This window comes from Shewanella sp. GutCb, assembly GCF_002836135.1.
Classification (GTDB): domain Bacteria; phylum Pseudomonadota; class Gammaproteobacteria; order Enterobacterales; family Shewanellaceae; genus Shewanella.
In genome coordinates this window covers 76,647-92,901 of the sequence record NZ_PJBL01000025.1, presented here as the reverse complement: position 1 = coordinate 92,901, position 16,255 = coordinate 76,647, and the positions used below count along the sequence as shown (strand labels likewise).

Here is a 16,255-nt window from a genome sequence, read left to right as displayed (position 1 = left end):
CTAGGGGCTATATTAACTTTGAGACTAAACTGACATTTGATGCTTAAGCAAGATAGTGTCTACGACACTTTGGCCCCAATGTTGGTAAATTTGAACCCCGGGATGAAACCCGTCGACAGCCATCAACTCGGGTTGAAGTTCAGCGCCAAAATCGAGCAATATGAACGGCGCCGTCGTTGCCAACTGAGTTAATTGTTGATTGAACTCATCACAACGCTTACCTAAAAACCAACGTAAAGGTTGCGGCAATGCAGGAAAACCGCCCATAGGCGGAACCTGCGTGAGTATTAATTGACGACACTTCACTGCAACGGTCAGGAACTCAACCAGTTCTAATTGTTTCCGCCGCCACTGCCGAGCAGAAATAGGACTAAGTACATCATTCACCCCGAGTGAGACCACCACAATGTCAAAGTCCAAAGCATGTTCATCATGCTTCTTTTTAAGCATTTTTAGCGTCTGTTCAGTGTTAGCCCCCGACTTTGCCAAGAGCTGCCAAGACACCTTAAAGTGAGCCGATAGTCCAGAGGTCACAGTGCCACTGAGCGCTTGCCGCTGCTTGCTAACACCAACGCCTGCTGCGGCAGAATCACCCAAGAGCAATAACGAAACCTCTGGTCCTGAGCCAAGTTCGCCAACGCGCATCCCTGCAGCCTCCGGTAGTTTAGGGGTGTTTTTTTTAACTAACCGACCTTGAATAAACATAAGCGGCAATAACAGAATAAATATAATGTTGTGCAAAAGTCATCTCCCAGACCGGTGCCTTAAAATCAGCCCTGCAGTAAATAGGCTTCGGCTTTCTCTATTCGTCTTGGTTTTCCAAGCAAAATAAGAATATCACCGGATTTTATCTGCCAGTCTAGCTCAGGGTTTTCCACTTCAGCACCTGCACGCCTAACGGCGCGGAGCTCAACTCGTAGTTTCTCCCATGGGATATCAGCTAATGTTTGCCCAACGGCATTCGCGCCTTTAGGTAATGCCACAGCATGCAGTAACTCCAGTGTAAAGTCTGTTTCTGCTCCTGAGAAAAAGCCATGCAAATATTGATAATGGTTACGACGTTCAGATTCCAAGCGCTTTAAAATTCGGGCTAGCGGCACGCCACATTGATACAGTACCTGTGAGACCAACATTAAGCTCCCTTCCAAGGTCTCAGGAATAACTTGGCTAGCACCTGCTTTTTCAAGCTCTTCCATGCCAGAATCATCACGAGTACGCACTAGAATTTTGGCCTCTGGTGCCAACTGACGACACAGCGGTAATACCTCTTCTAGAATACGTCCACTACTAAAGGTAATAACAATGAGTTTGGCGTGCCGTACATGTGCTTGTTTAAGGATACTGCGCTTACAGACATCACCAAAGTAGACGGGCTCGCCTGCGGTTCTGGCCTCCGAGACTCGTTTGGGATCTAAATCTAGTACGATATAAGGGATCGCTTCGGTTTTCATAAATCTAGCGATCGTTTGCCCAACACGCCCATAGCCTAGGATCAAAACAAGATCGTCAGCCGGATCAACATTAACCACAATAGGTTCACTTTTTTCAGGCTTAGGTTTAAGCCCTTGCAGTACTCTGGCAATATCGACACTGTGACGAACCAACCAAGGAGCAAGCGCCATAGATAACACGGCCACCATCACTAAAGTGGTACTCGTTTTAACGTCAAGCAACTGATAATTAACCGCTAATGCCAATACAACAAAACTAAATTCACCTACTTGCGCTAGACTCAGCGCGGTCGATACTGAGACTCGAAATGACTCTTTAGCGAGCTTTAACAGTGCAAAGACGACTAAGGCTTTGCCTAAAATCACAGTAATAAGCAATAAAATGATCTGCCACCAAAACTGCGCCACAAGCTGGAAGTCGAGCAACATACCGATTGAGATAAAAAACAGTCCCATCAGCAGATCTCTAAAAGGGCGAATATCGGCTTCTAGCTGCCGACGGTACTGGCTTTCACCCAACAACATACCGGCCATAAAGGCGCCTAGTGCCATCGATAAACCTAACCACTGGGTAATGGCGCCAGTAACTAATGCCACTACAAGAGTAGATAACACAAACAACTCGTTTGAACGAGAGCGCGCCACTTCATCAAATAGTCTTGGCAAAGCCCATTTGCCAAAGGCCATTAAAGCAATAAAGGCCAAAATACCTTTTAACAACGCGTAGGCGACATCAGTCAACAGTAATGGCGCACCATCGCTGGCTAAGAGCGGCAATAAAATCAACAAAGGTACTACGGCGATATCTTGAAACAACAGCACACTGACAGAAAGCTCACCATGACGGCGCCGCAGCCATCCTTGCTCATTGAGCAGTTTCAATACTATCGCAGTTGAAGATAACGCAATAGCAGAGCCTACTACTATAGATTCGGTCACACTCAAATTACACAATAAAGCAATGACTATACTCAATGCTGCCGTCACTATAACTTGAGCGCTACCCAAGCCAAATACGGTTCTACGCATCGCCCATAGTCGAGGGACTGAAAACTCCAGACCTAAGCTAAACATCAATAACACCACACCGAGTTCTGCCACTGATTGCATTTGATGTTGTGAAAACCAATGAAACCCGCTTGGACCACTAATAATCCCCGTCACCAAATAGGCCAAAATGGCAGGCAACCCAGCACGCCTAAGGATGGCGATAGAGACAATTGCTACAACCAGCATAAGCAATATTTGGATCAAAAAGCTGTGTTCCATACGTGTAATTCGCTCCTAGGGGGCTGTGATACTTTCGAGCTTTGTTTTTGTTCGGTTATTTATCATAAAGAATAATAGTTGTAGTACAAGGTAAAGCGTTAATAACAGTTCACTTGTGTCAAAGAAGAGAAGCATTAAAGCAACCCGAGGGCCGAGCTTGTTGGCTATTTTATGACGTCATGGCGAACAGTATTGAATAGTTAAGCCGCCTTACTCAAATAGCCTATAAACGGCACCAAAAACAACCATGAAGGATGAGTAACCTCTTGTCAAAATACTGTCACTGCAAAAAAGCTCTGCTAACAAAGAGAGTAACTTAATGACAACTAAAGATAAATAAAGACAAATATTATTAACGAATGTTTCGGCACAATTATTGCTTTATCTAAAATAGCTGATGCTGTTAATTAATTTGGAGTCGAGAACATGGAATTTGGCCTAGCGACCGAGTTTTTTCCTAACGAATATCGTGTACAAGCTGATGTTGAATCAGCCTACGCGTTAGATCTTGATCTCGTCAATATTATCCAGCAACTACACCAACACTTAGATCCGCGGACAGTCTTTGCCTGCTTCGGCAAAATCATGGGGCAATACTTGCCGCTTCACGGCGTGCAGCTCACTTATAAGCAATACCATTTTCATTGGGGACGTCAAGGTGGCTATTCAATTGAACAGCACCTCACGCTAGCTGACACCAGTGTGAAAGTTAACTATAACCTAAAAGCCACTTTGGTGCCGTCGCAGGCTCAGCGCTTAAACCAGCTACAAGGCTTGGTATTACAGCCGTTATTTAATGCTATTCAGTTCCAAGAAATATCCAAGCAAGCCATGTTTGATGCACTAACCAATTTAGGTAATCGCCACTATTACCTTGAGCAGATAAAGAAAGAGATCGCCCGTGCTCAGCGAACCCAGAGCGCTTTTTCTTTAGTGACCTTGGACCTTGATAACTTCAAACGGCTCAATGACCGCTACGGCCATCAACTTGGTGATGAGGCTCTTGTTGCCTTTGCAAAAATGCTAACAAATGTCATTAGAGATACTGACCAAGCCTTTCGAATTGGCGGTGATGAATTTACTATATTGGTTCAAGGGGATGCACAAGCCGCGGCAATTCTTTGTCAGAGAATTCTAATAGCACTAGAAGAGCATGCTGATTTAGCAGGCTACCAAGTCAAAACGAGCTTAGGTATTGCACAGTGGCGGCACAACGATACAGAGCAGAGTTTGTATCAAAAGTCTGATAGCGCTTTATATCAGGCAAAAGCGGCGGGGAGACAATGTTATAGTGTTTTTCAGCCCCAAGACTCATAAATTGCATCACTACAGCAACAATGGAGCATTAGCTTACCTCAGGGAGTATTTAGCAAGTTAACCTTTAAAGTTGATGCCTGTTTCATTTTCAGCACAAAGAAAAGCTTTCTCATTCCAATAGCCTATCGCACAGACCAATTTTCCGTTATAACACAATAATGGGACATGAGATCTTGTCCACGGTGGCACTTCAAATTCTTGCCAAAGTTTCTTTAGCTCTCTACCTTTACTGCGATATTGTGGTTGGCAACGTGTGCTTCCCGGCAAGGAAAACTCAATAGTCACCTTTTCGTCAGCACGGGGGAAACGCACTCCGGCATTAATGGCTAAGGTTGCTTGAATAAGCTTATTATGACCATAGTTCAGCCCCACTTCTAACAGCTCATCGAGTGAAGATACTGCGATATTGGCCGAGTGTGCTGACGCCGTCATCGGCAAAAAGTATCCAGTGCCTTTAAAGCGTTTTATCAATACATCGGTTAATTTTATCTCTAAATTTGCGTCGACTTTAGCATCAAGTAACTGTGCAATAATTTGCTCGGCTTGTACTTTTGACGGCGGAGCAAACCCCAAAAAATCCATGTGACCACGCAGCAGTAATACTTGCCACGCTTTGGAGTATTGCGCTAAAGCGGCAAGGTTTATAACACATTCGCCGCCCAGCTTTGTTTGAATTCGCGGTAATCGCGCAGCCAGCTCTTCATCAATAACGCTTTGCTGCATTGCGCACAGTTCAGCACTACGGCTCGCTGTGGCAGCAATGGCGCTCCAGCGCTGCTTTAACGTGGGAATGATTGATTGACGCAAAAAGTTTCTGTCATACTTTTCATCAAAATTACTCTCATCTTGAATATGACGAATGTCCCGTGTTTTAGCATACGCTTCAACATCACTTTTACTTAAATCGAGCAACGGCCGAATAAGCCACTTATCGTTATCGAGAGATTGTACTTTCCCCATCGCCGACAAACCTTTAGGGCCGAGTCCTCGCTTTAACGCTAATAAAATAGTTTCGAGTTGGTCATCTTGGTGATGCGCTGTCATCAAGATATCTGCTGCACACATCTGCGCTAATAAAGCCTCATAACGCACAGAGCGAGCTTCGGCCTCGACACTAGTTCTTGGTGCAAGCTTGACCTTTACGCGCGCTATAGTACACGGAAGTTGATATATCTCAGCTTGTGCTTGGCAATGTAAAACCCATTCATCTGCATTGACACTCAGTCCATGATGCACATGCACTAACTGACAATCGAACTGAGGATGCAGCTTGGCAAACTCAGCTAATCCATGGGCTAAAATTTCTGAATCTACGCCGCCACTATAAGCAAGTACCAGTTTGCGCGGCGCAGCTGACGCCGCGATAACAGGCAAGGCATCTACACAATGACCAATGAGCTGAGCAATATTCATGACTAAAAAACAATCCTGACTTTGTCTGAGCCTGTTAATGACTCAAGCGCTAGCATCAAATCATCCGTTGGATTCACGCGCCACTCATCACCCAGCGTAAACTGCGCTTTAGTTTCTGGCTGAGCATAATTAATCAGCACCGGCACAGCGCCATTTTTCCAAGGCTCGACGGCTAATTGGAAACGGTTCAACCATTCGGCGTTAATATCCTCTGACTGTAGGTCAACTTCTACCGCATTGGCAAAATGACTACGAGCTTCACCGATATCGATAATATTACGCGCCGTCATACGGTTGCCACCGGCAAAATCATCAAAGCTAACTTCACCTTCAATGATCAGAATCCGGTCTTTCTCAAGCAGATGATTATACTTCTCAAACGCCTCAGTAAACAGCATGACCTCTAGACGGGCACTCTTATCATCGAGGGTCACTAAGCCCATTTTAGAGCCACGCTTGGTCATCATCACTCGCGTTGCAACGACCAGACCTGCGGCCTTCATTGTTTTACCACGTTCCGTTGGATGTACGTCTTTCAAACGTCCAGAAGTGTAATGCTTAAGCTCTTTAAGGTATTGATTAATCGGGTGCCCGGTTAAATACAAGCCCAAGGTGTCGCGCTCACCCTCCAACCACACTTTTTCAGGCCATGGGGTGCATGCAACAAATTGCTGCTTGTCATCTTCAGGTTCACTATTGAGCAATCCAAACATATCATGCTGGCCTAATGCTTCAGCTTTTGCATGTTGGTCAGCTGCCCGTATTGCCTCTGGCAACGTTGCGACTAATGAGGCCCTGTGCGCCCCTAAATTATCGAGCGCACCTGCACAAATAAGCTTTTCGATGACGCGGCGATTGAGTTTTTTGAGATCTATTCGCGCACAAAAATCAAATAGGTCGGTAAATGGGCCGTCTTTTCGCGCAGCTAAAATAGAATCAACAGGGCCTTCACCAACCCCTTTAACCGCGCCGATACCGTAAACAATATTGAGGTCATCATCGACGGTAAATTTAAATAAGCCCTTATTCACATCAGGTGGAATAAGCGGTATGCCCATACGCTCACATTCATCAACCAAAATCACAATCTTGTCGGTGTTATCCATATCTGCTGACATTACCGCCGCTAAAAACTGCGCTGGGTAATGGGTCTTTAGCCAAAGCGTTTGATAGGATACTAATGCGTAAGCGGCTGAATGTGATTTGTTGAAACCGTAACCGGCGAACTTCTCCACCAAGTCGAAGATCTTCATCGATAGCGGACCATCGACACCGTTATTAATCGAACCCTCTTCGAATGTTCCGCGCTGCTTGGCCATCTCTTCAGGCTTTTTCTTACCCATCGCACGACGCAACATATCCGCGCCGCCGAGGGTGTAGCCGGCAAGCACCTGAGCTATCTGCATCACCTGCTCTTGATACAAAATAATACCGTAGGTTGGCGATAGCAGCTCTCTTAACGATTCATGCTGATACTCAGCATCTGGATAAGAAACCTCTTCTCGGCCGTGCTTACGTTCAATAAAGTTGTCTACCATGCCTGATTGCAAAGGTCCGGGTCTAAACAGCGCTACCAGTGCAATCATGTCTTCAAAACAATCAGGCTGAAGACGTTTGATCAAATCTTTCATACCACGAGATTCCAACTGGAAAACCGCTGTGGTTTCATACTTTTGCAGTAACTTAAAACATTTAGGGTCGGTGAGCGGTATTGACTCAATGCGAATGTGTTCTTCACCGGTTTTATCTTTAACGCTGTTCACCATCTTTAACGCCCAATCAATAATGGTGAGCGTTCTTAAACCCAAGAAATCAAATTTAACCAGACCAGCGGTTTCAACATCATTTTTATCGAATTGGGTAACTGGGTTAAGGCCTTCTGAATCACAATAGATAGGCGAGAAATCAGTAATTTTGGTGGGTGCGATAACCACACCACCGGCGTGCTTACCGGCGTTACGTGTCACGCCCTCTAGAATACGGCACATATCGATGAGATCTTTGACCTCTTCACTGCCGTCATACGACTCTTGCAACGCAGGTTCAACTTCAAATGCTTTAGCCAGTGTCATACCTGGTTCTGCAGGCACCATTTTAGAAATACGATCGACAAATCCATAGGGATGACCCAATACACGACCCACATCTCGAATAACCGCTTTTGCCGCCATAGTACCGAACGTAATAATCTGCGACACAGCGTCACGACCATAAAGTTCGGCCACATGGTCTATCACTTCATCACGTCTATCCATACAGAAATCGACGTCGAAATCTGGCATTGAGACACGTTCAGGGTTAAGAAATCGCTCAAACAGCAAATCGTATTCAAGCGGATCCAAATCGGTAATTTTAAGCGCGTAAGCCACTAATGACCCGGCACCAGAACCACGGCCAGGACCAATTGGGATGTCCTGATCTTTTCCCCATTGGATAAACTCCATAACAATAAGGAAGTAACCCGGAAAGCCCATTTCGTTAATCACTTTAAGTTCGATTTCTAAACGTTCATCGTACTCGGGACGCTTTTCAGCTCTGACTGCAGGGTCTGGAAATAAAAACGCCAAGCGGGCTTCTAAACCTTTTTCTGAAACATCAACCAAAAAGGCTTCAATCGACAAATCACCGGTGGGAAAGTTAGGCAAGAAGTACTCATTTAAACGTACCGTTACGCTACAACGCTTGGCTATCTCAACGGTATTTTGTATCGCTTCAGGGATATCGTCGAACAGTTCACACATCTCCTCACTACTTTTAAAATACTGCTGGTCACTGTATTTTTTCGGTCGTCTAGGATCGGCTAGCGTGAAACCATCAGAAATCGCGACGCGAATTTCATGTGCTTCAAACTGTTCAGGTTTATTAAAAACCACTTGGTTAGTGGCAACCACTGGCAGGTCTTTTTCTTGCGCAAGTTGAACCGCCAGATGCAAGTAACGCTCTTCATCTGGGCGTCCAGTACGCAATAACTCAAGATAATAACGGTCTGGAAAATGTGTTTGATAAAACTCAACTGATGACGCTACCTGGCCAGGATTCTCTTTTAAAAGGGCACGACCCACATCCCCCTGACGTCCACCAGACAGTAAAATAAGGCCATCATTATATTTAGCTAACCACTCTTGGTCGATAACGGCTTTATCTTTAATATGGCCGCGAAGATAAGCATCGCTGATCAGCAAGGTTAAGCTGGAGTAGCCTTCGTTATTCATCGCTATCGCGGTAATAGAACAGAGTTCATCAAAACCGGGGACTTGTACCCAAAAATCGGTACCGATAATGGGTTTGATGCCAGCACCATGACAACCGCCATAGAACTTAACCAACCCACACATGTTGGTCTGATCGGTTAACGCGACCGCAGGCATTCCCAACTCGCTTGCTTTAGCAAGAATAGGCTTAACCTTAGACAGCCCATCAGACATTGAATAGTCACTGTGGACGCGCAAATGCACAAAACGAGGATCAGACATAGTGGGAGTATCTTTCTTTTAGGTAGATGACAACAAATAATGAATCTAACAGAGTAGAACAAGGGCTAGCAGCAAACAAGTTAAACTACCAACCCAGTAAGCAGATGAACGACTTTTTAACTATTTATTACATTGCTTCACGAACAGGTCGGAAACTCTTACGGTGTTCCGCTAACACGCCATGTTTGGCTAAAGCCTCAAAATGCACCTTCGTTGGATAACCTTTGTGCTTTTCAAAGCCATATTCTGGATGTTGAGCAGCGAGCAATTCCATCTCTCGATCGCGCACAACTTTTGCAATGATAGATGCTGCACTTATTGCATCAATAAGGCCATCACCCTTGATGATGGCGTGGCTCTGCACACCAAAATCTGGCGTACGATTACCATCAACTAACACTGAAGAGGGTTTAATCGTTAGCCCAGCTACTGCACGCTGCATTGCCAACATGGTTGCGTGTAAGATATTAAGCTCATCTATCTCAACAGGTGATGCTGAACCGATAGAGATACTTAACGCTTTTTGCTGGATCTCAACGAACAACAACTCACGCTTTTTCTCTGATAACTTTTTAGAATCGTTAAGCCCTGTGATTGGGTTATTAGGATCGAGTATTACAGCCGCAGTCACAACATTACCCACTAATGGACCACGACCCACTTCATCGACCCCAGCGTACTGCCCAATACAGAGTTGGGTGATCTGCTCAGGGGTAATATCTTTTATAACAGCCATTATTTTGGCTCCTCAACTAATTCAACTGTCTCAATTAATTTAATCACCGCATCAGCTGCGCGAGCGCTAGCATCGCGTCTTATCGACTTGTGCATCGCCATAAATCGATCATGTAATGGGGTAAAATCGCTATCAAGTTGCAAAGACACGGCATCTGCAATTTTTTCGGGAGTACAATCAGCTTGAATAAGCTCTTCAACGACATCTTCATCAGCGAGTAAATTAGGCAGCGAATAACGCTTTGTTAGCATCATTCCTTTGGCGATTTTATAGGTAATAGGGCTGACACGATAAGCGACAACCATAGGCCTTTTAACTAACATAGCTTCGAGTGTTGCAGTGCCAGAAGCCAGTAAAATACAATCTGCTGCAGCCATGACCTCTCGAGAATGACCTTCAATTAAATCGATCTCTAGATCCGGCGCATGAATGCTCAATGCTAATTCAAACTGCTCTCGTCGTTTTTGGTTGACAAGAGGCGTGACAAATTTAAGATCCGGATAACGCTGCTTAATTAAATTTGCAGCTTTAACAAAAGGTTCAGCAAGTTGTTTAAGCTCTCCGCCACGACTGCCTGGTAATACCGCTAAGTATTCTGCGGTCTGATCCAGTCCAAGCAAGATTCTCGCCTCAGTTTTACTGCTTTCTAGTGCAATATCATCAGCAAGTGTATGACCCACAAACGTACAAGGAACGTCATGTTGATCATAGAAGGCTTTTTCAAATGGCAGCAATGACAACACCATATCGGTGGCCTTGGCGATTTTGAAAATCCGTTTTGGTCGCCACGCCCATACAGACGGGCTGACATAATGAACGGTTTTAAGACCACGCTGTTTAAGCTTTAACTCAAGGCCGATATTAAAATCTGGGGCATCGATACCAATAAAACAGTCAGGTTGGATCTGCATCAACTCATCAATTAACGTCGCCCGCACTTTAAGAAGCCTGGGTAGACGTGACAGCACTTCAACAATCCCCATGACCGCTAACTCTTCATAAGAAAAAAGAGATTCAAAGCCTAATGCATCCATACGCGGACCACCGATCCCAACAAATCGTGCATCTGGATAGCTTTTTTGAAGCGCCTTAATCAAGCCGGCACCAAGGATATCACCCGAGATTTCTCCGGCGACCATGGCAAATATACGAGGAGTGTTTATGCTCATAAAGAAGAGTCTATTTTATGATTAATGATAAAGAAAAAACCCGTTGGATAACGGGTTCTTATTTAGTGCTATCGAACAATGCCTCGTGTCGAGGATGCGATAAAGTCAACCAACAGCTTAACTTGTTCATCGTCAACCGCGGCCTCCTTTAGTTGTTCTACCGCTTCTTCAACGGTTAAACCATTGCGATACAGCGTTTTATATGCACGGCGAACAGCAAGTTGAGATTCTTTAGCGAACCCACGGCGTTTAAGCCCTTCACTATTCAACCCTCTTGGTACAGCGGGTTGACCTGAAGCCATCACAAAAGGCGGCACATCATTAAGAACCAATGAGTAACCCGCCGTAAATGCATGATCACCAATATGCACAAACTGATGCACACCCGTCATGCCACCAAGAATAACCCAGTCACCGACATGTACATGCCCAGCAATTGAAGCATTATTAGCCATAATTACATTATTACCTACCACACAGTCGTGCGCGATGTGCACATAAGCCATGAACAGGTTATTTGAACCAATACGTGTTTCCCAATTATCTTGAGTCGTACCACGATGTATCGTTACTGATTCACGAATAACGTTGTTATCGCCAATGATAAGACGGGTTGCTTCACCCGCAAATTTCTTATCTTGGCAATCTTCACCCACGGAGGCAAATTGATAAAATTTGTTACCTTTGCCAATAACTGTTGGGCCTTTCACCACAACGTGCGAACTAAACCAACAGTCGTCACCGACTTCAACGTCTGCGCCAATATAGGTCCAAGGACCTATGGTGACATTGTTGCCAATCTTGGCATTTGGATGGATATAAGCTAATTTATCGATCACTTAGAAATCTCTCTACGAGCACACATAATTTCGGCTGAACAAACAACCACGCCATCCACTTTGGCTTCACCGGTAAATACGCCGATCCCGCGACGCTCTTTAATCATTTTCACTTCAAAATGCAGCTGATCGCCTGGCTCAACAACACGTTTGAAACGCGCTTTGTCAATACCCGCAAAATAGTATAGTGCATTAGAAGAAGGTTCATCACTCATCGTCTTGAATGCTAAGAGCCCTGTGGCTTGCGCCATGGCTTCTAAAATCAATACACCTGGCATCACTGGCTGAACCGGGAAATGTCCCTGAAAAAATGGCTCATTAATAGTGACGTTTTTGATAGCATGCAAGGATTCACCCGGAGTGTAATCCAATACTCTATCAATCAATAAAAACGGATATCTATGAGGCAAAAACTTTAGGATCTCTTTGATATCCATTGTATTCAATTGATTTGACACGAAACTTATTCCTTAACCTGCACACGGCAGCTATTCATTTACTTTACGTTTTTCTCTAGCATCTTAACGCGCTGAAAAAGCCCATCAAGCTGTCTAAAGCGAACTGTGTTTTTACGCCACACCTTGTTATCCATGGCGACGGTCGCTGAAGAATAGACTCCACGCTCACGGATAATACTGGTGATATTGGTGCTGCCAGTAATATGGACACCATCACAAATACTCAAATGACCTGAAATTGCACAATTACCACCAATAATACAATGTTTACCAATAGTGACACTACCTGCAACAACGGTACACCCCGCAATAGCGGTATTAGCACCAATAATATCATTATGTGCAATTTGGACTTGGTTATCTAAAATAACCCCGTCGTGAATTTCTGTATGGTCTATTGCACCACGGTCAATGGTCGTATTAGCACCAATCTCAACTCGATCGCCAATGCGTACTCCGCCCGTTTGTGGAATTTTAATCCACTGGCCTCGCTCATTAGCATAACCAAATCCATCAGAGCCTAATATAGCCCCCGAATGAATGATGCAGTCTTGGCCTAAATGCACATTATGGTAAACAGTTACGTTAGCCCATAATAAGGTGTTAGAGCCAATAATACTGTCTTGACCAATCACGCTTCCGGCGCCTACTTGCACATTATTCCCAAGAACAACATTGTCACCAATAACCGCATTAGCACCAATCGCAACGTTATCTCCTAGCATAGCAGAAGCTGCTATTTGTGCTGAAGGATGGATATTGTCAGCCGCCTTTGGAGTGGTATCGAGCAGTTGTGCAATGCGCGCAAAACCAACATAAGGGTCTTTAAGTAAGATGGCATTGCCGTTAAAACCTTCGGCATCTGCAGGCGTCATCAAGATCGCCGACGCAGCTGTTGTTTCCAGCTGCGAGCGATATTTTGCATTCGCCAAAAAAGAGATTTGACCTAAACCTGCACCGGCCAAAGTGCCGACAGTTGAAATTTCAACTGAATCGTCACCTTGAACATCTGCATTTAAATGGTCAGCCAGTACTCTTAAAGTATAGCTTTTCATCTATTTACTTGCCTTTACCGAGTGCTTCAACAACCTTGTTGCTGATATCAGCAGATGGCTTAACGTAGATAACTGCGCCACGTTGTAACACCATGTCATACTGTTCTTTTTCTGCAATGGTGTTGATTGTCTTTTGAACTTCAAGCAACAACTTATTTTGCTCTTCACCATTACGACGACGCATATCTTCGTCCAACGCTTTACCTTTAAGTTGTAACTCAGCTTTTATTGATTCCATTTTACGAACCATATCAGTCTTCTGAGAGTCACTCATTAATGCTGCATCACGTTGTTGCTTTTCAAGCAAACCACGTAACTCTTCTTGCATCTTTTGTACTGCGGCAACACGGTCACCAAATTCAGCTTTCAAGGTCTCGTTAACCTGTTCGCGCTGAGGTAGCTGCTCAAATACAGCTTGCATATCAACTACTGCGATTTTTTCAGCGTGCGCTGCTAGTGGTGCACCTAAAAGAACCAATACCATCATTGCGCGATTTAACATCTTATTCAAAACATACTCCTTTATCTCAGCAAAACTTGCCGATTACATTTAAATTATTTTTAGAAAGTTTTACCAATATTGAATGAGAAGATCTCTGTTTCATCATCCTCATACTCCTTGATTGGCCATGCAAGACTAAACACCATAGGACCCATCGGTGATAACCATTGCACACTCATACCCCAAGAGGCACGAATACGATTCGGATCGCTATAATCTTCAAGTTTATCAAACTCTTCAACAGGAAGATAACGATACGACTCATAGTCAAACTCAGTATCCCATACGTTACCCGCATCCACAAAGAAGCTTGTGCGTACCGAGTTGGTATACGCTTCATCTAAGAATGGCGTAGGGACAATTAATTCTAAACTGGCTGTCGCAATCGCATTACCACCGATTGAGCGACCCGAGCTAACTTGAATTTGATTTGGATCACCGGGTAATGAGCAACCACTACCAGATGGATCTGGCGAGCAAGGCTCACTGCCACGGTAAAGGTAGAAAGAACGAGGGCCTACCGAATTCGATTTAAAGCCACGTAATGAACTACTTCCGCCTGAGTAATAGTTTTCCCAGAACGGCAGGATTTGGTCGTTATTATTAAACTGACCATAACCGTTACCATAACCTAAACGACCACGTGCCAACACGACGAAACTCTGGCTTCGATTAATTGGAAAGTAGAAGTTAGTATCAAAATCGGCTTTAAAATATTGTAGATCAGAACCAGGAACCGTCATTTTACCATTTAGACGTTGCGATGAACCGTCTGATGGAAAAGTACCACGGTTCAAGTTACTACGTGACCAACCTAGGTTCATCTCAAAGTTATCGAAACTCAATCCAGCATTTGGATCGTCCGAGTCCCGGTAAATATCATAGAAACGAATGGCTTGCTCGTATGCAGAAATCTCTGAAATTTCGTTATGACGATAACCAATACCACCGTTTATGCGGTTATATTCATTAATAGGGAAGCCTGAGTTTAATGAAATACCATAGGAGCTGTTTTTATAGGCTTCAAGGTTAGCTTCATCGGCATCAAACTCACTCCAATAAATACTTCCACCGAGGCTGACACCATCTTTAGTAAAGTAAGGATCGGTAAATGACAGGTTAACGTTCTTAGAATACTTGTTGGTATTCAAGTTAATACCCGCTTGATTACCTGTACCTAAGAAGTTGCTCTGTTGCACACCAAACTGCAAGCTAAGACCCGATTCAGTACCGTAACCAACACCGGCGTTAAACGAGCCTGATGGCTGTTCTTTAACGTTAAATGCGACATCGACTAAATCGTCAGTACCAGGGACCTGCACGGTTTCTGTATCTACGGTCTCAAAGTAACCCAAACGGTTAAGGTTAGACTTTGATAATTCTACTTGAGCAGAGTTTAACCAAGCACCTTCCATTTGACGTAATTGACGACGCATTACTTCATCTTTAGTAACAGTATTACCAGAGAAGTTTATATTACGCACGTAAACACGTTTACCCGGTTTAACATTGATGTTTAACGTCACTTCTTTTGTTTCGTCATCAATCTCAGGGTAAGTCTTCACTTCTGGATAAGCGTAACCATAACGGCCAAGATATTTACCGTACATCTCTTCGGTAAATGTCACATCGCCGCCGTTATACATATCGCCTTCTTTGATAGGTAAAATGGCTTGAAGTAACTTCTCGCGCCCCATCAAATCACCAGTTAAGTTAACGTCTTTAACTTTATACTGTTCGCCTTCATCAACATTAATAGTGATATAAAGACCTTTACGGTCTGGCGTCATGGCGACCTGAGTTGAAGTCACATCAAATCGAATATAACCACGGTTCTGATAATAGGTTTTAATGGTTTCTAAATCGGCTTGTAGTTTCTGCTTCTGATAGCGACGTTCGCCAAACAGATCCCACCACGCAACGTAATCTTTAAGCCCAAGCATACCAATAAGCTCTTCATCGCTAAATTCGCTATTACCAACAACGTTGATCTGACGAATTTCGGCGGCAAGCCCTTCGGTAAACGTAAACTTAAGTTCGACGCGATTACGCGGTAGATTTACAATTTCCGCTTTGACTTTAGCGCCGTACTTACCGACGCCATAATAAAAGTCTTGTAGACCTTTTTCGATGCCAGATAGCATGGTGCGGTCGAGTGACTCACCAATCTTAACACCGGAACCGTCAAGGCTTTCTTGCAACTGTTCATCTTTAATATCTTTGTTACCTTCAAAGGTAACAGAGCTAATTGTCGGTCTTTCAGTGACTTTCACCACCAAAACATTACCGTCGCGTAACACTTCAATTTTTTCGAAGTTAGTTGACGCGTACAAGCTCTTAATCGCTTGCTGCAATTTTAATTGATCAACAGTGTCACCTACCTTAACAGGTAGATTTAGCAGAGCTGCACCCAGTGCGACTCGCTGTAAACCTTCAACTTGGATATCAGTTACTTCAAAAGGTTGGAATGTATCTGCCCAACCGTTCCCTGAAAAAGACGCTCCGACTAATAACATCGAGGCAAAAATTTTATTCAATCTCATAGAGCACTTCTAATTATTTGTCTGTCCTTG

General features: G+C 44.2%; 12 protein-coding genes. 1 reads left to right on the top strand and 11 read right to left on the bottom strand.

The window, feature by feature from the left end:
- Positions 1–24: 24 nt before the first annotated feature.
- Together CXF86_RS14795 and CXF86_RS14790 are read right to left on the bottom strand one after the other, a co-directional pair.
- Positions 25–741 carry an SGNH/GDSL hydrolase family protein gene (locus CXF86_RS14795; protein ID WP_257985374.1) on the bottom strand — a complete coding sequence of 239 codons (717 nt, stop codon included), beginning with the start codon at positions 739–741 and terminating at the stop codon, positions 25–27.
- Between the two features lie 29 nt (positions 742–770).
- Positions 771–2,720 carry a monovalent cation:proton antiporter family protein gene (locus CXF86_RS14790; RefSeq protein WP_101092756.1) on the bottom strand — a complete coding sequence of 650 codons (1,950 nt, stop codon included), beginning with the start codon at positions 2,718–2,720 and terminating at the stop codon, positions 771–773.
- 426 nt (positions 2,721–3,146) lie between these two features.
- Between CXF86_RS14790 and CXF86_RS14785 the strand changes: the two genes are divergently transcribed.
- Positions 3,147–4,037: a diguanylate cyclase DgcS gene (locus CXF86_RS14785; RefSeq protein ID WP_101092754.1), complete on the top strand. Its 891-nt coding sequence runs from the start codon at positions 3,147–3,149 to the stop codon at positions 4,035–4,037.
- Between the two features lie 57 nt (positions 4,038–4,094).
- Here CXF86_RS14785 and tilS read toward each other — a convergent pair whose 3' ends face one another.
- From tilS to bamA, 9 genes are all read right to left on the bottom strand, one after another.
- A complete protein-coding gene (gene tilS / locus CXF86_RS14780; RefSeq protein WP_102039359.1) occupies positions 4,095–5,450 on the bottom strand; it encodes a tRNA lysidine(34) synthetase TilS in 1,356 nt (451 codons plus the stop codon).
- Between the two features lie 2 nt (positions 5,451–5,452).
- Complete coding sequence (gene dnaE / locus CXF86_RS14775; protein WP_102039358.1) at positions 5,453–8,923, bottom strand: DNA polymerase III subunit alpha; 3,471 nt, start codon at positions 8,921–8,923, stop codon at positions 5,453–5,455.
- Positions 8,924–9,050: 127 nt separating this feature from the next.
- Entirely contained in the window at positions 9,051–9,659 is a 609-nt protein-coding gene (gene rnhB, locus CXF86_RS14770) for a ribonuclease HII (protein ID WP_102039357.1), read from the bottom strand.
- Positions 9,659–10,828, bottom strand: a complete 1,170-nt coding sequence (lpxB, locus tag CXF86_RS14765) for a lipid-A-disaccharide synthase (protein ID WP_102039356.1) — start codon at positions 10,826–10,828, stop codon at positions 9,659–9,661. Before lpxB ends, rnhB begins: the two co-directional genes overlap by 1 nt.
- Before the next feature lie 68 nt (positions 10,829–10,896).
- Positions 10,897–11,667: an acyl-ACP--UDP-N-acetylglucosamine O-acyltransferase gene (gene lpxA, locus CXF86_RS14760; protein ID WP_102039355.1), complete on the bottom strand. Its 771-nt coding sequence runs from the start codon at positions 11,665–11,667 to the stop codon at positions 10,897–10,899.
- On the bottom strand, positions 11,664–12,125 hold the full coding sequence (gene fabZ, locus CXF86_RS14755) for a 3-hydroxyacyl-ACP dehydratase FabZ (RefSeq protein WP_101092742.1): 462 nt from the start codon (positions 12,123–12,125) through the stop codon (positions 11,664–11,666). The genes lpxA and fabZ overlap by 4 nt, the downstream gene beginning before the upstream one ends.
- A 38-nt stretch (positions 12,126–12,163) precedes the next feature.
- Entirely contained in the window at positions 12,164–13,180 is a 1,017-nt protein-coding gene (lpxD, locus tag CXF86_RS14750; RefSeq protein WP_102039354.1) for a UDP-3-O-(3-hydroxymyristoyl)glucosamine N-acyltransferase, read from the bottom strand.
- Between the two features lie 4 nt (positions 13,181–13,184).
- Entirely contained in the window at positions 13,185–13,682 is a 498-nt protein-coding gene (locus CXF86_RS14745; protein ID WP_101092873.1) for an OmpH/Skp family outer membrane protein, read from the bottom strand.
- 59 nt (positions 13,683–13,741) lie between these two features.
- Entirely contained in the window at positions 13,742–16,225 is a 2,484-nt protein-coding gene (gene bamA / locus CXF86_RS14740; protein WP_102039353.1) for an outer membrane protein assembly factor BamA, read from the bottom strand.
- Between the last annotated feature and the right edge of the window lie 30 nt (positions 16,226–16,255).